Below are 15,052 nucleotides of genomic sequence, written 5' to 3'. Positions count from 1 at the left end.
CAGAACTCGCAGAACGGCAGCCCGTGCGCGACCTTCCCGAGCCCCGTACGGGGCAGCTTCCCGCCGTCCCGCCCCAGCGCCGTCCGCCGCCGCTGTCGGTTCGGGCCCGCGAACGACCTGCGGAGAGCGAGCGGCTGGGGAGCGGGCGGCGCGGATCGAGGAGGAGGTCGGCACGGTCCGGGCAGCCGAGTCGAGGGCCGCTGATGAGGGCTGACGCCCTGTCGGCGGGCCCGGCGGCCCGCCGGGCTGGTCACGGCCGGTCGTACTGGCAGCGGCGCTGCACCCAGCAGGACATGCAGAGCAGCTTCCCGTCGGCCCGCTGGTCGGCGGGGATGGGGCAGCGGCGGTTCTGCGCGCGCAGCGCGTCCTGGTAGTACGACGGGGGCGGCCCGGGCTCGGCGCTGTAGCCGCCGCAGGGGCAGGGCCGGTCGCTGCGGTAGCCGTTGGTGGGGTGCCGGCACTTGAGGAGCTGGTAGTGCTCGCTGCGACCGTGGCCGCAGACGGTGCAGGGCGGCCACGGTTCGCTGCGGTACGTGCTGCAGCCGCAGAACGTCTCGTTGCGGTACCCGACCCAGTCGCCGCCACCGTCGTAGATGTCCCCCGAGGCCGACGTCCGCTCGCCGCAGCCGCCGCGGTGCTCGCTGTGGCCGCAGCTGGTGCAGTTCGGCCCGTTCAGTGGGACGGGCCCGGGGCCGGTGAGTTCGGGGAAGGGCGTGCCCGTCCGCCAGACGGCGACGATGGCGACCACCACGCCCGTCAGGACGACGATCCCCACCAGACCGACGATGGTCTGTGCTGTCATGACTGCCCCCCGTGTGCGACCGGTTTCCCCAGGCACCATCAGAGCATCGCCGGTCCGGCCCGGGGACCGGAACGGGGGATCAGAGGGTGAGGACCGGGCGGGTGGAGAACTCCTCGTACATGTCCTCGCCGTCCGGGCCGTGGACGAACTCGGTGGCGAGGAAGGGGTGCTGGTTGGCCGTGGCCAGGGGGAGCCAGCCCAGCAGCCGGCCGTAGCCGCCGCAGGCCGATTCGCCGCCGTCGCCGCCGTGCACTGCGGTGACGCTGCTGGTCAGTTCGGTCCGGTAGGTGTCGTACGCGATGCGCAGGCCCAGCGCGTTCGGCCGGTGGTGCGGGCCGTCGGGGAAGTTGTAGGGGTCCCGGTCCGGGGGAAGGTCGTTGCCCCAGCGGAACAGGGTGGTCGCGCCGGCGCCGCAGGCGTGCTCCCACTCGTCGGAGCTGGGCATCCGCAGACCGCGGGCCGCGAGCAGGGCCGGCATGTCGGTGGCCGGCTCGGTCAGGTCCTCGTCCTCCACCGCCATCAGCACCGTCGCCAGGGTGACCTGCCGGCGCGGACTGAGCACCAGGGCCAGGTGGGACCGGAGATCGGGGCCGAACCCGAAGCCCTGCTCCAGGCTCTCCTGGTAGTCGGCCGTCTGAGCGGCCGTCGGCTGCCAGGCGTCGAGGTCGAACCCGAGCGTCACCCGGCCACCCGGTACCAGCGCGAACTCCTGGGCGTCCCGCTCGATCCGGACCCGGTGCAGCGGGCCGCCCAGGTGCTCGACGGCGTCGACGGCGACCACGCGGCCGCCGACCAGGTCGGCCGCCTGCTGGGCGAGGCGGCGGGCGGTGGCGAGGTCGGACGACCGCCAGTGTTCGAGGGTGAGGTCGGCGAGGGACATGATCGGCAGTCTGCCATTGGGCGCCGACACCGCCACGGCCGGCTGTCGGTCGGGACGGCAGGGAGGGCAGGGCCCATGGCAGAGGGCCACACGAGGGCGGCGCGAAGGGTGGACTTCAGGGACATTACCGACCGCCGGGTCCGGTCGCATGATTCACGGCACAGCGCGCCGCGACTCCCGGCCCGAGCCCCCGCCCCACCGCGGTGCCGGGGCGTGGCGCGGCTCTCGGTCAGTTCTCCTTCCCCCACCCAGGAGCCCGCCTTGGCACACTCGACCACGCCCTCCGGCCTCGGACCGCGGCTCCGCCGCTGGGCCACGGCCGCGACCGGCGCCCTCGCGCTCGCCGCCGGACTGCTCACCGCCGCCGCGCCGCCGGCCGCCGCCGCCGGTCTCACCCAGGTGACGGGCTTCGGCTCGAACCCGGGCAACCTCGCGATGTACGAGTACGCCCCGGCCGGGCTGGCCGCCGGAGCGCCGCTGGTGATCGCCATGCACGGGTGCGTGCAGAGCGCCTCCGACTACCACAGCCACTCCGGCTGGGCGCAGTTCGCCGACAGCTACGGCTTCGCGGTGGTGTACCCGCAGACCAACTCGACCAACAACTCGCTCAGTTGCTTCCGCTGGTTCGACCCGGCGCAGAGCACCCGCGGCAAGGGCGAGGCGCTGTCGGTGAAGCAGATGATCGACAAGGCGGTGGCCCAGTACGGCAGCGACACCTCGCGGATCTTCATCACCGGCCTGTCGGCCGGCGGCGGCCAGGCGGCGAACCTGCTGGCGGACTACCCCGACGTGTTCGCCGGGGGATCGATCGCCTCCGGCCTGCCCGCCCAGTGCGCGACCGCGCAGGCCGCCGCGTCCGGCTGCCAGAACAGCAGCCAGGGCCTGACGCCGGCTCAGTGGGGCGCCAAGGTGCGCAACTCGTACCCCGGTTACAGCGGCCCGTACCCGCGGGTCGCGATCTGGCAGGGCAGCGCCGACACCACGGTCAAGCCGGTCAACGGGACCGAGCTGCGGGACCAGTGGACCGATGTCTGGGGCCTCTCGCAGACCGCCTCCAGCACCCGCTCCCTCACCGGCGGCACCACCCTCAGCAGCTACGACGACGCCGGCGGCAGGCCCGCCGTCGAGCTGTACTCGATCTCCGGCATGGCGCACGGGCTGGCCGTCGACCCGGGCTCCGGCACCGGGCAGTGCGGATCGACCGGAAGCTACTACCTCGACACGATCTGCTCCACGTACTACACCGCCGCGTTCTGGGGCCTCGACGGCCCGGGCGACGGTGACGGCGGCGCCGCGCTGCCCGCTCCCGCAGGCCTGACCGTCAGCGGCACCACCGGCAGCACCGCCTCGCTCAGCTGGTCCGCCGTCACCGGGGCGGCCTCGTACGGCGTCTACCGCGGCGGCACCAGGGTCGGCTCGACCACCGGCACCTCCTACACCGACACCGGCCTGGCCGGCGGGACCTCCTACAGCTACACCGTCGCCGCCGTGGACTCCGCCGGGGCCTCCGGCACCGCCTCCGGCCCGGTCACCGCGACCACCACCGGCTCGGTGCCCAAGTGCTACACCACCGACAACTACCACCAGGTCGCGGCCGGCCGTGCGCACCAGAGCGGCGGCTACACCTACGCCAACGGCTCCGAGCAGAACATGGGCCTGTACAACCTCTTCGTCACCCACACCCTCAAGGAGACCTCGGCCGGCTCCTACGTGATCGCCGACACCGGCTGCTGAACCACCGCCGTGCGGCTGCCGGGCAGGGTCCTGCACGGCAGCCGCACGGGAGTGCAGGCTGTCAGCCCCGCAGGGTGGCGACGGCCTTCTCGATCCGCCGTCGGCGCGTCTCGGGCTTCTTGGCGCTCTCGACGGCGTGTACGTGCTCGCGCTTTCGGCTGTGGGAGAGGTCGTCGTACGCGGCGCGGGCGACGGGGTCCTCGTCCAGGGCTGCGGCGAAGTCCGGCGGCTCGACGACGACGCGCGGCTCGGTGTCGAGCTCCAGCTCGACCTCCACCTCGTCGCCGATCGCGACACCTGCGGCCTGCCGGTTGGCGTTGCTGAGGCCGAGCAGATGGCGGCCGCGCAGGATGGCGACCCGGCTGGTCCAGGAGTGCCCGTTGACCGTGATCGTCACCGGCGGACGCGCGCCCCCGCCGAGCGCTGCCACCACCTCGGGCGGCACTTCCAGGCCCCGCATGGGCTCGGGGGGCTCGACGTGGGTCCGAAACTTCATGGGCGGTCTCCTGTTGTTCTGCCGGACGTCCGGGCCCGGGCACTGTAACCGAGGGTCCGTATCCGGCCAACGACCGCTCCTGCAGTCGGGGCTGACGGCGCGTCCGACGGTACGAAGGAGCGCCGGACGCGCCGCCGCCCGGTCAGGCCGAGGGGTGGGTGCAGACGGTGGTCTGCTGCTCCGGGGCCCGGACCGGTGCGGTGGTGACGCAGACGATGCTCAGTTCGCCGGTGACCACCTTCGGGGTGGTGAGCACGGCCGGGCCGGAGCGCACGGCGGTGGTCGAAGCCACCGTCAGCCACGGGCTGCCCCAGGCGCGTTGGGTCCTGAGCTCGACCTTCGCCAGCACCGGCTGGGCGGCGGTCGGCGTGAGCCGGGCCAGACCGGCCAGACCGGCGGCGTCCCGCTCGTGCCAGACGCACGGCGAGCCCGCGGCCGAGGGGTCGGCGGCGCAGGTGACCGGACCGGCGGTCACTCCGGGGGTAACGGAGGAGGCGGCGGAGGCGGTGGCAGGTACGGCGAGAAGGGTGGTCATGCCGACAGCAATAGCTGCGATGCGGGTGCGCATTGCGGTGTACTCCCTAGGAATCGAAGGCTTGTGGCCCGACGAGGCGAGTCTTGCACACCGTGCTCGAATCATCACTGTGTGGAGCGTCACACGGAAGGTAGCCGGATGAACACCCAGGGCTACCCCGGTGGACGGGTCGCGTCCCGCAGGCGACCCGGTCGCGGACGGGGGCGCGGGAAGGGTGGGACCACGGACGGTTCGGCCACCGTTCACGGATCAACCACCTGTTGGTGGGGGCCCATTCGGCCGAAGCGAGCACTGTCATGCCCGCCCCGCGCAACCGCCTCCCCCAGGATGGACAACCGTGACCGCTTCGCTCGCCGGCCGCTGGCGCCGCAGCATCGCCCCCTCGCTCGCCGCCGCCACCGCCCTGGTGGCCGGCGTCCTGACCGTCACCCCCGCCCAGGCGGCCCCGGCCGACGACATCCGGATCAACGAGGTGGTGACCACCGGCAGCGTCAACGACTCGATCGAGCTCTACAACAAGGGCACCGCGTCGGTCGACATCTCCGGCTGGGTCCTCAAGGACGACAGCAGCAGCTCGTTCACGATCGGCTCCGGCACCACGCTGGCCGCCGGCGCGTTCCGGGCCTTCGACATCTCCGGCTCCTTCGGCCTCGGCTCCAGCGACAAGGCCCGGCTCTACCTGCCGGGCGGCTCGACCCTGGTCGACAGCTACACCTGGACCAGCCACTCCGCCCCGTCCTGGTCGCGCTGCGCCGACGGCACCGGCGCGTTCAAGTCGGCTGCGGTGACGCTCGGTTCGGCCAACGCCTGCGGCACCGGCGGCGGCTCCACCACCCCGGTGGCCTGGCCCGGCAGCAGCACCGTCGCCACCGCCGACGCCTCCAACGTCTTCGGCTCCGACCTCAGCGGCCTCGCCCTCGAGGGCAGCGGCGTGCTCTGGGGCGCCCAGAACTCCGGCAAGCTCTGGCGCCTGGTGCCCAACGGCTCCGGCGGCTGGAAGCCCGACACCGCCAACGGCTGGACCTCCGGCAAGACCCTGCGCTTCACCAACGGCTCCGGCGCCCCGGACGCCGAGGGCGTCACCCTCACCTCGGCCGGCGCGGCGGGCGGCGTCTTCGTCTCCAGCGAGCGCAACGGCGACGCCTCCGGCACCAGCCGCCTCTCGGTGCTGCGCTACGACGTCTCCGGCAGCTCCTCCTCGCTGACCGCCACCAAGGAGTGGAACCTGACCTCCGACCTGCCGTCGTCCGGCTCCAACGCCGGTCTGGAAGCGGTCACCTGGGTGCCGGACTCGGCCCTGACCGCGGCCGGCTTCAAGGACGCCTCCACCGGCGCGGCCTACGACCCGGCCGGCTACGGCGCCCACACCGGCGGCGTCTTCTTCGTCGGCCTGGAGGGCAACGGCTCGGTCTACGGCTACGTGCTCCAGGACTCCGGCGCCTTCACCAAGGTGGCCACCATCAGCTCCGGCATGAGCGGCGTGATGGACCTGGAGTGGGAGCCGCAGGCGAGCCGCCTCTGGGTGGTCTGCGACGACACCTGCAGCGGCCAGCACCGCACCTTCACCGTGAACGCCTCCGGCGCCTTCGCCGTCGCGGCCGTCTACAACCGGCCGAGCGGCATGGCCAACATCAACAACGAGGGCTTCGCGGTGGCGGGCGCGAGCGAGTGCGTCGGCGGCTCCAAGCCGGTGTACTGGTCGGACGACTCCAACACCAGCGGGCACGCGATCCGCAAGGGCAGCATCACCTGCTGACGCCCCGTCGGACCTGACAGCGGTCCCGGCCCCCTCGACGGGGGCCGGGACCGCCGCCGTCCGCCCGCCGCTGACCCGGCCCGCCGGGTCAGCGGGCCGGGAGCACCGGGTGCTTGCTGAGGATGGAGACCCGGTTGAAGGCGTTGATGCTGACGGCCACCCAGATCACCGCCGAGATCTGCTCCTCCGTCAGCACGGCGCGGGCCTCGCGGTAGGCGCCCTCCTGGAGGGCCGCGTCGGCCGGCAGGGTGGTCGCCTCGGCCAGCGCGAGCGCGGCCCGCTCCGGCGCGGTGAACAGCCGGGTGTCGCGCCAGGCCGGCAGCACGCCGAGGCGCTGGGTGGTCTCGCCCTCCTTGAGCGCGGCCCTGGTGTGCACGTCCAGGCAGTAGGCGCAGCCGTTCAGCTGGGAGACCCGGAGGTTGACCAGCTCCACCAGCCGCAGCTCCAGGCCGGCCGCGACCGCCGCGGCCCGGACCGTGTCGGCGGCGGCGCGCATGGCGCGGAAGGGCTCGGGATGCTGCTTGTCGATGTAGACCCGCCGAGGGGTCGCCTGGGCCGTCGTCACGTCAGTTGCCGTACCGCTCATGTGGACTCCTCCGGGATGTCGTGATCACCACCGATCCTCCCACCGCCGCCGGTCCAGGTGCACGGCAGCGGGTCGAAGCCGTTGAAGCCCTGGGTCAGGTAACTGGTGGCGTAGGCACCGCTGGAGAGGATCCAGACCGGATCGCCGGAGGCGACCGCCCGGGGCACCCGGACCCGGCTGTGCTCGTCCACGTAGGCGTCGTCGCTGTCACAGGTGGGGCCCGCCACCACGGCCGGGACGTACTCCGGCTCCGGGTGGGTCGGGAAGACCAGCCGGTACTGCAACTCGTCCATCTCGTACAGGCCGTTGAACTTCCCGCAGCTCAGGTAGAGCCAGTACTGGCGCTCGCCGTCGAGCTGCTCCCGGGAGGTGAGCCGGGACACGTGCGCCCGGATCGCGCCGTGGTCGGCCACCAGGTGGCGGCCCGGCTCCAGGACGAAGCCGAGCTCCGGCCCGGCGAGTTCGCGCAGCCGCTGCATGCCCTCGCGGATCACGGCGAACATCTTGTCCAGCGGCGGGTCGAGCGCGATGCCCCGGCGGTCGACGTAGCCGAGCGCGGGCAGCCCGCCGCCGAGGTTGACGTGGTCCAGCACCAGGCCGCGCCGGCGGAGCGTCTCCAGCACCGCGCCGATCCGCTCGAACGCCCCCTGCCAGGCCTCGGTGGTCATCTGCTGCGAACCGACGTGCACGGACAGGCCGGAGGGGACCAGGCCGGCCGCGCGGGCCGCCTCCAGCACCTGGACCGCGTCGGCGTCCGAGCAGCCGAACTTCCGGCTGAGCCCCCAGAGCGCCCCCGCCCCGCTGGTCGCCAGCCGGCAGAACACCCGGGAGCCGGGGGCGTGGGCGGCGATCGCCGCGACGTCCTCCAGGCTGTCGGTGGCGAAGTCCCGGACGCCCAGCCGGTACGCCTCGGCGATGCTGCGGTCCGACTTCACGGTGTTGCCGAAGTGGATCCGGTCGACCGGTACGCCGGTGCGGACGGCCTGGGCGATCTCGTTCGGGCTGGCCGCGTCGAAGCCCGCTCCCTGCGCGGCCAGCTGGGCCAGCACCCGGTCCACCGGGCAGGCCTTCATGGCGAACCGGACGGCCACGCCCGGCAGTTCCTCGCAGAGCTGGGCGTACTGCCCGGCGATCCCGGCCAGGTCGTAGATGATCCGGTCGTCGGGAGCGGACGCCAGTGCGGCGTGCAGATCCGGGCTGAGCAGGGGCGGGGCCCCGCCGGTGCTCACGCCGGGCCAGGGCGGGTAGCTGTTGTCGGACATGCCGAACCTCCGGTGGACGGGTTGCGCGCAGGCGCCGGGCAGAAGGTCACTTCACGACGGCGCGCAGGGCGGTGCGCAGTTGGTCGCGGTGGGGTTGCAGGGCGCGGTCGAGCCCCGGGGCGAACGGCAGTACGGTGCCGTCCGGCCGGGTGATCCGCCGGGGCGGGGCGGTCAGGCGCATCTCCTCGGCGGCGGTGGCGAGGACCTCGGCGCCGATGCCACAGCTGCGGTTGGAGTCGTCGATGACGACCAGGCGGCCGGTCTTCTCCAGCGAGGCGCCGAGCGCGTCCCAGTCGAAGGGGTACAGGGTGCGCGGGTCGAACACCTCGACCGAGATCTCCGGCGCGAGCTCCTCGGCGACGGCCAGGGCGTCGTGCACCAGGTGGCCGACGGCGACCACGGTGACGTCGGTGCCCTCGCGGTGGATCCGGGCCGAGCCGAGCGGGATCGGCGCCAGCTCCCAGGTGACGGTCTCGCGCACCGCCAGCGCGGCGGCCGGGGCGAACACCACCACCGGGTCCGGGTCGGCAATCGCCGAGCGGAGCAGTCCGTAGGCGTCGGTGGGGGTGGCGGGTACGACGGTCTTCATCCCGGCGTGGGCGAACAGGCTGTAGGGGTGGTCGGAGTGTTGTCCGGCCCAGCCGTCCCGGGAGCCGGAGCCCGGTACCAGGCAGGTCAGCGGCACGCTCGCCTGACCTCCGGTCATCAGGGAGAACTTGTGTGCCTGGTTGACGAGTTGCTCGAAGACCAGGAACAGCAGCGAGGGGATCTGGAACTCGATCACCGGCCGCCGCCCGGTCAGTGCCGCGCCGATCGCCATCGAGGTGAAGGCCTGCTCGGAGAGCGGGGTGTCGACGATCCGGCCGGGGCCGAAGCGGTCCAGCAGGTTCAGGGTGGGTCCGGCCAGGCCGGCCCCGATGTCCTCGCCGAAGACGCAGACCGCCGGGTCCTCCGCGAGGGCGTCGGTGAGCGCCCGGTTGAGCGCCTTGGTGTAGGAGAGCCTCATGCCGTCGACCCCGCTCGCGGGCGCAGGCCGTCGGCGTAGAGGTACTCCAAGGCGCCCTCCGGGGCTGGGTGTTCGGATTCGAGGGCGAACCGCTTGGCGGCGGCCAGCTGTTCGGCGACCGAGGCGTCCAGCTCGGCGGCCAGGCCGGCGGGCAGCAGGGCGGCGGCGCGCGGCAGCGGGTCGTGTCCGCGCCGCTCGGCGATCTCGTCGTCGGTGCGGTAGCTCAGCTTCATCAGCCGCTCCATGGTGTGGTGCCCCTCGAAGCGGTAGGTGTGGCACTCCAGGAAGCCGGGGCCGCCGCCGCTGCGGGCCCGGGCGACGGCTTCGGCGGTGGCGGCCAGGACGGCCTCGGTGTCCATCCCGTCGACCTCGACGGCCGGGATGCCGAAGGCCGCGGCCCGGCCGGTGGCGCTGCCCGCCACCGCGGTGCCGGCCGGCAGGGTGGTGGCGTACCCGTTGTTCTCGCAGACGAACAGCACCGGCAGCCGCCACATCGCGGCCAGGTTGAACGACTCCAGCAGGACGCCCTGGTTGAGCGCGCCGTCGCCGAAGAACGCCACGGCGACCCGGTCCTGGCCGGCCTGCACGGCGGACCAGGCGGCGCCGGTGGCGATCGCGCCGCCCGCGCCGACCATGCCGTTGGCGCCCAGGATGCCGAGCGAGAAGTCGGCGGCGTGCATCGAACCGCCCCGCCCCCGGTTCAACCCGCCCTCCCGGCCGGTCAGTTCGGCCAGCAGCCGGGCCGGGTCCACGCCCTTGGCCAGCACGTGGCCGTGGCCCCGGTGGGTGGACGTGATCCGGTCCTGCGGGCGCAGCGCGGCGCAGACGCCGACCGCCACGGCCTCCTGCCCGATGTACGGGTGGATGCCGCCGAGGATCTCCCCGGCCCGGACCAGGTCGAGCGCGAGCTCCTCGAAGCCGCGGATCAGCCGCAGCATCCGGTACCGCCCGGCGGCCGAACCCAGGTCAGGGGCAAGGGAGTTAGCAGCCTCCGACGGGCTGGTCACAGGGCTCCCCGCCAGATGACCGGGCAGATCTCCGGGTCCGCGTAGTCCGGCCGGCCGTCGGCGGTGCGGCGGACCACCGCGTCGTGGTTGTACGAGGCCGCGCTGCCGTCGGGGCGGGTGGCGTGGCGGTACTCGTTGGCGCCGTCCTGGAGGTGCAGCGAGATCGCCCGGCGCGGGGTGTCGGCCAGGTTGGCACCGCTGCCGTGGTAGGTGCGGCAGTGGTGGAAGCTGACGTGCCCGCGCGGGATCACCACCGGCACCTTGCGCACCTCCTCGCCGTTGTGGTGCGCGTTGGCGGTGAGGATCGACTCCAGCTCGGAGCGGTCGCGGTGGGCGAAGTGCCGGGTGGAGTCCTCGCCGGAGGGGAGCTCCTCCCAGCGGTTGCTGCCGTCGACCATGGTGATGGTGCCGTTCTTCTCCCCGCAGTCGTGGAAGGGGATGAAGGCGGTCAGCATCCGCTCGGAGGAGGAGGTGTGCCAGTAGTGCTTGTCGAAGTGCCACGGCACCTGGTTGGAGGGCTCCTCGGGCACCGGCGGCTTGAAGATCAGGGTGGACTGGAAGACCCGGATCTCCTCGGTGCCGGCCAGCAGCGCGGCCACCGCGCCGACCAGCGGCTTCTGCAGGATCGCGGCGATCGCGTCGCTCTCGTAGTGGACGTAGTCGTTGTGCCGCTGGACCGCTCCCTGGGACGGGTCCCAGGCGGCCAGGTTGGGCGGCCGGACCGCGAGGGTGCGGTCGCGGTGGCCCTCGTAGTACTTCTCGGTGGCCGCCTGGAGGGTGTCCAACTCCTCGTCGGTGAACAGGCGGTGGGAGAGGTACCAGCCGTGCTCGCGGTAGCCGGCGATCTCCTCGGGCGTGGGCAGCAGGGCGCGCTCGGCCTCGGTCAGGACGAACTCGGTTGCGGTGGTCATGGGGTGCTCCTCCTCGGAGTGCGGAGTCGGGGTGCGGAGTTCGGGGTCAGACGGAGGCGGTGGCGCGCTGGCGCTCGACGGCCTCGTAGAGGGCCTTGATGTTGGCGGTGCCGAAGGTGCCCGCGCCCTGGCGCTCGATCACCTCGAGGAAGAAGGTCCGCCGGGGGTGGGTGGAGCGGGCGAAGATCTGGAACAGCTGGCCGCCGTGGTCCTGGTCCACCAGCACGTCCAGCTCACGCAGCGTCCCGACCGGGATCGCGGTGCCGCCCAGGCGCTCGGCCAGGCCGTCGTAGTAGGTGGAGGGGGTGGAGAGGAACTGCACGCCGCGGGCCTTGGCGGTCCGGACGGCGGTGGCGATGTCGCCGGTACTGAACGCCAGGTGCTGGACGCCCGCGCCGTCGTGGTCGGCGATGAAGCGGTCGATCTGTCCGGCCCGGCGGCTGGTGTCCGGCTCGATCAGGGTGAAGGTGACGTCCCCGGAGGCGCTCTGCACCACGCTGGAGTCCATCGCCTGCTGGCCGACCTCGATGTACTCGCCGAAGATCCGCTGGAAGCCGAGCGCGGCCTCGCAGAACCGTACGGTGTCGGCGAGTTGACCGGCCGGGACGCAGACGGCGACGTGGTCGAGCGCGTCCAGCAGCTCGCCCGGCTCGGCGGGCGTGTGGTCGAGCGGGACGAAGCGCAGCGCGGTGTCGCCGAAGCCGGCGATCAGGCCGCCGGCCCGGTCCAGCACCACGGCGCCGTGGCGTTCGGCCCGCTCCAGCGCGGCCTGCGGGTCGGTGCAGCCGAGCGCCAGCACGGCCACGCCGTCGCCGTGGCGGTCGACCCAGCGGGCCACCGGGTGGTCGGCCGCGTCGGCGGAGGTGAGCCGGAACCGGATGGTGCCCTGCTGGACGTGGATGCGGTGCTCGCCCGCGACCCGGTCGGGCTGCCGGGCGTCGGGCAGGAAGCCGAAACCGGCCCGGAAGTCGGCGGCGGTCTGCGCGGCGTCCGCGCAGTGGTACTCGACATGGGTGATCGTCTGAATGGACAACGGAGCTCCTGGCAGAAGGAGTTGAGAGCGGAAGGGCGAACGGGAGGCCCCAGGGTCTGTCTGACAGGCCCTAGCGGACGGCGCGGGTGGGCGCGGGCCCGAAGGCCAGGCTGGTGTTGTGGCCGCCGAACGCGAAGGCGTTGCTGAGCGCGGCCCGCAGCTCGACCGGCCGGGCGGCGCCGCGGACGTGGTCCAGGGCGCAGGCCGGGTCGGGCTCGGCCAGGTTGAGGGTCGGGGGCAGCAGGCCCCGGGCCACCGCCAGTGCGGTGATCACGGCCTCCACCGCCCCGGCGGCACCCAGCAGGTGGCCGGTGGCGCCCTTGGTGGAGCTGACGGCGGGTCGGTGCTCGCCGAACACCGCGTTGAGCGCGGCGGATTCGGCAATGTCGCCGAGCCTGGTGCCGGTGCCGTGCGCGTTCACGTAGCCGATGTCGGCCGGCTCCAGGCCCGCACTGGCGAGCGCGGTGCGCATGGCGTCGGCCGCACCCTCGCCGTCCGGGCGGGGCGTGGTCGGGTGGTGGGCGTCGGTGGTCGAGCCCCAACCGATCAGCTCGGCGTAGCCGGCCGCGCCGCGGGCGTCCGCGTGCTCGGCGCTCTCCAGCACCAGGACGGCGCTGCCCTCGCCCAGCACGAAGCCGTTGCGGCCGAGGTCGAACGGGCGGCTCGCCTGCGCGGGATCCTGCCAACCCTGGGCCAGCGCACGGGCGTTGGTGAAGGCGGCGATGATGGTCGGGTGCAGTGAGGCATCGGTCCCGCCGCACACCACCACGTCCGCGTCGCCCGCCCGGATCAGCCGCAGCCCCTCGGCCACCGACTGGGCACCGGCCGCGCAGGCGGTCACGATCGCGCTGCTGTAGCCGCGGATCCCGTGCTTGATCGCCACCCGGGCGGCCGCCATGTTGGAGAGCATCCCCGGCAGCAGGTACGGGCTGACGCCGGGTCGGCCGCGCTCGGTCCGCCGCTGCGCCTGCTGCTCGTAGGTCTCCAGGCCGCCGCCGCCGGTGCCCAGCACCACGGCGGTGCGGCGGGCGTCCACGTCGCGGCCGATCACCAGGCCGGCGTCGGCGATCGCGTCGTCCGCCGCGGCCAGCGCGAGCAGCGCGAACCGGTCCACGCAGCGGGCCTCGGTCGGCGGCAGCACCTCCCGGCCGTCGATGTGCGGGGCGATTCCGGCGGCGGGCAGCCAGCCGTGGGCGACGTGGCCCTCCGGCACGGCGGTGATGCCGCTGCGTCCGGCGGTCAGCGCCTCGAAGACCTCAACGGGCTTGCGGCCCAGCGGTGTCACCAGGCCCATCCCGGTGATGACGGCCCCGGGCCTGCGCGCGGTCCGGGTCATCGGCCGGCCACCGAGGCGAGGTAGCGCTCGCGCAGCAGGACCTTGCGGACCTTGCCGGTCGGGCCGAGCGGGATGTCGTCGCCCTTGACCACCAGGACCGAGCGGACGGTGGCGCCGGTGTGCTCGTCCAGCGCGGCGACCACCTCACCGGTGCGGTCGGCGCCCGGGTCGGCGCCGTCCTGGAGGATCAGCAGCACGTCGGTGACCACGCGGTCGCCGTCCTTGACCGCGACCACCGTGCAGTCCAGCACGTCGGGGACGCGGGCCAGCACCCGCTCCTCGGAGAGCGCGGTGTACAGGCGCTTGCCGTCGCCGAGGTCGACCGAGTCCACCAGGCGGTCGACGTGGTAGTAGTAGCCCTCCTCGTCCCGGTACATCAGGTCGCCGGTGAGGAAGCGGCCGCGCAGCCGGGTCCGGTAGGTGGTGACCGAGTCGTTCCAGTAACCGGGCGCCAAGGTCGGTGAGGCGGTGGCGAGTTCGCCGACCTCGCCGGGGCCGAGCGGCTCGCCGTCCGGGCCGACCACCTCGCAGTCCACGAAGGTGTGCGGGCGGCCGACGCAGCGGCCGTACTTCTCGGTGCCGAGGGTGTGGGTGATGAAGAAGTGCGAGTGGCCCATCTCGGTCGAGCCCAGGCCGTCGATGAACACCGAGCCCGGCACCCGGCTGCGGCCCTCGCGGGTGACGGTCTCGCGCGAACCGGTGGCGATCAGGCGGCGGATGTGCGCCTCGTGCGCGCAGTCGCCGGTGTTCCACCAGAACGAGACCGTGTCCAGGTCGCGGGCGGCCAGGTCGTGGTGGGCCAGGTCGGCCCAGGTGGCGGCGAAGCCGACCACGCTGTGCGGCCGCCAGCTCTCGATGGCGTCCAGCGTGGCGGCGCCGGACTGCTGGGAGAGCAGGGCGAGTTGACCGTGCGTGCTGAGGGCGAGGTTCACCGCGATCAGGGTGGCCGCGTGCGGGGCGGGCAGGACGCTGAGCATCCGGTCGGTGCCCTGGGCGCGGGGCAGTGCGGCCCGGTGGCGGATCGACGCGTACAGGCTGGCGTGCGAGTGCACCACGGCCTTGGGCAGGCCGGTGGTACCGGAGGAGTGGGTGATCGCGACCGGGTCGTCCGCCGAGTGGCGGTACGGCTCGGGCGCCGCGTCGGGGTCGCCGGCGCCGAGTTCTGAGGTGTCGGCGAGCAGCGGGGCGACCGGGTCGTGCCCGGCCAGCTCGGCCCGGTGCTCGGCGTCGGTGAGGATGCCGACGGCGCCGAGCCGGGAGATGTAGCGGGCCGCGCGCTCGCCCTCCACCTTGGGGTTGAGCAGGGCCGGGATCGCACCGAGGCGCGCCAGCGCCAGGAAGGACAGCACGTGGTCGGCGGCGGCGGTCGCGTACACCACCACCGGGTCCCGGCGGCGGACTCCGAGCGCGTGCAGGGCGGCCGCCCTGGCCCGGACGGACCGGTCGAGTTCGCGCAGGGTGAAGGGCGCCCAGGCGGCGTGGTCGTCGACCGGGGTGTCGAAGGTCAGCAGCGGGTCGTCGAGCCCGATCCCCAGGGCGATTCTGCTGGTCAGCACGTTTCCGGTGCCGACGTCCGGGTCGTCCGCCAGAAGGGTGCGGATACTGCGGATGCTCATGGTGATGGGTCCCTCCCATGGTGCTGGCCATGCGGGTGCGGCGTGCGGCGTCGAGGACGCGTACGGACGGATGTGTGATGGGGTGCGCGCGC

Annotated in this window: 14 protein-coding genes; 2 read left to right on the top strand and 12 right to left on the bottom strand. The window is 73.5% G+C overall.

Annotation, left to right across the window (positions count from 1 at the left end):
• Positions 1-250: 250 nt before the first annotated feature.
• Both ABT118_RS23420 and ABT118_RS23415 read right to left on the bottom strand, forming a co-directional pair.
• On the bottom strand, positions 251-802 hold the full coding sequence (locus ABT118_RS23420; protein ID WP_350672175.1) for a hypothetical protein: 552 nt from the start codon (positions 800-802) through the stop codon (positions 251-253).
• A 79-nt stretch (positions 803-881) separates the two neighbouring features.
• A complete protein-coding gene (locus tag ABT118_RS23415; protein ID WP_350672173.1) occupies positions 882-1,682 on the bottom strand; it encodes a hypothetical protein in 801 nt (266 codons plus the stop codon).
• A 261-nt stretch (positions 1,683-1,943) separates the two neighbouring features.
• Between ABT118_RS23415 and ABT118_RS23410 the strand changes: the two genes are divergently transcribed.
• Positions 1,944-3,416, top strand: a complete 1,473-nt coding sequence (locus ABT118_RS23410; RefSeq protein WP_502884642.1) for an extracellular catalytic domain type 1 short-chain-length polyhydroxyalkanoate depolymerase — start codon at positions 1,944-1,946, stop codon at positions 3,414-3,416.
• 61 nt (positions 3,417-3,477) lie between these two features.
• Here ABT118_RS23410 and ABT118_RS23405 read toward each other — a convergent pair whose 3' ends face one another.
• Together ABT118_RS23405 and ABT118_RS23400 are read right to left on the bottom strand one after the other, a co-directional pair.
• Positions 3,478-3,912 carry a YdeI/OmpD-associated family protein gene (locus ABT118_RS23405; RefSeq protein ID WP_350672171.1) on the bottom strand — a complete coding sequence of 145 codons (435 nt, stop codon included), beginning with the start codon at positions 3,910-3,912 and terminating at the stop codon, positions 3,478-3,480.
• 142 nt (positions 3,913-4,054) lie between these two features.
• Positions 4,055-4,447: a hypothetical protein gene (locus tag ABT118_RS23400; RefSeq protein ID WP_350672168.1), complete on the bottom strand. Its 393-nt coding sequence runs from the start codon at positions 4,445-4,447 to the stop codon at positions 4,055-4,057.
• Between the two features lie 337 nt (positions 4,448-4,784).
• Between ABT118_RS23400 and ABT118_RS23395 the strand changes: the two genes are divergently transcribed.
• The gene (locus ABT118_RS23395) at positions 4,785-6,203 is read left to right on the top strand and encodes a lamin tail domain-containing protein (protein ID WP_350672167.1); all 1,419 of its coding nucleotides are present in this window, start codon (positions 4,785-4,787) and stop codon (positions 6,201-6,203) included.
• 88 nt (positions 6,204-6,291) lie between these two features.
• On the opposite strand, the gene ABT118_RS23390 is transcribed toward ABT118_RS23395, so the two are convergent.
• From ABT118_RS23390 to ABT118_RS23355, 8 genes are all read right to left on the bottom strand, one after another.
• Positions 6,292-6,789 (bottom strand): carboxymuconolactone decarboxylase family protein, encoded by a 498-nt coding sequence (locus ABT118_RS23390; RefSeq protein ID WP_350672164.1) that lies wholly within the window; start codon positions 6,787-6,789, stop codon positions 6,292-6,294.
• On the bottom strand, positions 6,786-8,051 hold the full coding sequence (locus tag ABT118_RS23385; RefSeq protein WP_350672162.1) for a type III PLP-dependent enzyme: 1,266 nt from the start codon (positions 8,049-8,051) through the stop codon (positions 6,786-6,788). The genes ABT118_RS23390 and ABT118_RS23385 overlap by 4 nt, the downstream gene beginning before the upstream one ends.
• Positions 8,052-8,097: 46 nt before the next feature.
• A complete protein-coding gene (locus ABT118_RS23380) occupies positions 8,098-9,057 on the bottom strand; it encodes an alpha-ketoacid dehydrogenase subunit beta (RefSeq protein ID WP_350672159.1) in 960 nt (319 codons plus the stop codon).
• Positions 9,054-10,064, bottom strand: coding sequence for a thiamine pyrophosphate-dependent dehydrogenase E1 component subunit alpha (locus tag ABT118_RS23375; protein WP_350672156.1), 1,011 nt, complete (start codon positions 10,062-10,064; stop codon positions 9,054-9,056). The genes ABT118_RS23380 and ABT118_RS23375 overlap by 4 nt, the downstream gene beginning before the upstream one ends.
• Positions 10,061-10,975, bottom strand: coding sequence for a phytanoyl-CoA dioxygenase family protein (locus tag ABT118_RS23370; protein WP_350672154.1), 915 nt, complete (start codon positions 10,973-10,975; stop codon positions 10,061-10,063). The genes ABT118_RS23375 and ABT118_RS23370 overlap by 4 nt, the downstream gene beginning before the upstream one ends.
• 46 nt (positions 10,976-11,021) lie before the next feature.
• Positions 11,022-12,008, bottom strand: a complete 987-nt coding sequence (gene hppD, locus ABT118_RS23365; RefSeq protein WP_350672151.1) for a 4-hydroxyphenylpyruvate dioxygenase — start codon at positions 12,006-12,008, stop codon at positions 11,022-11,024.
• A gap of 70 nt (positions 12,009-12,078) precedes the next feature.
• On the bottom strand, positions 12,079-13,344 hold the full coding sequence (locus tag ABT118_RS23360) for a beta-ketoacyl-[acyl-carrier-protein] synthase family protein (protein WP_350672148.1): 1,266 nt from the start codon (positions 13,342-13,344) through the stop codon (positions 12,079-12,081).
• Positions 13,341-14,960 carry a class I adenylate-forming enzyme family protein gene (locus tag ABT118_RS23355; protein WP_350672145.1) on the bottom strand — a complete coding sequence of 540 codons (1,620 nt, stop codon included), beginning with the start codon at positions 14,958-14,960 and terminating at the stop codon, positions 13,341-13,343. Before ABT118_RS23355 ends, ABT118_RS23360 begins: the two co-directional genes overlap by 4 nt.
• Positions 14,961-15,052: the final 92 nt, after the last annotated feature.

Origin of the sequence: Kitasatospora sp. NPDC002040 (assembly GCF_040296785.1) — a bacterium.
In the GTDB taxonomy this organism is placed as follows: domain Bacteria; phylum Actinomycetota; class Actinomycetes; order Streptomycetales; family Streptomycetaceae; genus Kitasatospora.
Note: the sequence above shows the minus strand (reverse complement) of the source record. Positions and strands in the feature narration are given on the sequence as shown.

Coding starts and splice junctions, on each gene's coding strand:
- ABT118_RS23400 (WP_350672168.1), bottom strand. CDS start 4,447: ATGACCACCCTTCTCGCCGTACCTGCCACCGCCTCCGCCGCCTCCTCC.
- ABT118_RS23360 (WP_350672148.1), bottom strand. CDS start 13,344: ATGACCCGGACCGCGCGCAGGCCCGGGGCCGTCATCACCGGGATGGGC.
- ABT118_RS23420 (WP_350672175.1), bottom strand. CDS start 802: ATGACAGCACAGACCATCGTCGGTCTGGTGGGGATCGTCGTCCTGACG.
- ABT118_RS23405 (WP_350672171.1), bottom strand. CDS start 3,912: ATGAAGTTTCGGACCCACGTCGAGCCCCCCGAGCCCATGCGGGGCCTG.
- ABT118_RS23370 (WP_350672154.1), bottom strand. CDS start 10,975: ATGACCACCGCAACCGAGTTCGTCCTGACCGAGGCCGAGCGCGCCCTG.
- ABT118_RS23385 (WP_350672162.1), bottom strand. CDS start 8,051: ATGTCCGACAACAGCTACCCGCCCTGGCCCGGCGTGAGCACCGGCGGG.
- ABT118_RS23415 (WP_350672173.1), bottom strand. CDS start 1,682: ATGTCCCTCGCCGACCTCACCCTCGAACACTGGCGGTCGTCCGACCTC.
- ABT118_RS23390 (WP_350672164.1), bottom strand. CDS start 6,789: ATGAGCGGTACGGCAACTGACGTGACGACGGCCCAGGCGACCCCTCGG.
- ABT118_RS23380 (WP_350672159.1), bottom strand. CDS start 9,057: ATGAGGCTCTCCTACACCAAGGCGCTCAACCGGGCGCTCACCGACGCC.
- ABT118_RS23355 (WP_350672145.1), bottom strand. CDS start 14,960: ATGAGCATCCGCAGTATCCGCACCCTTCTGGCGGACGACCCGGACGTC.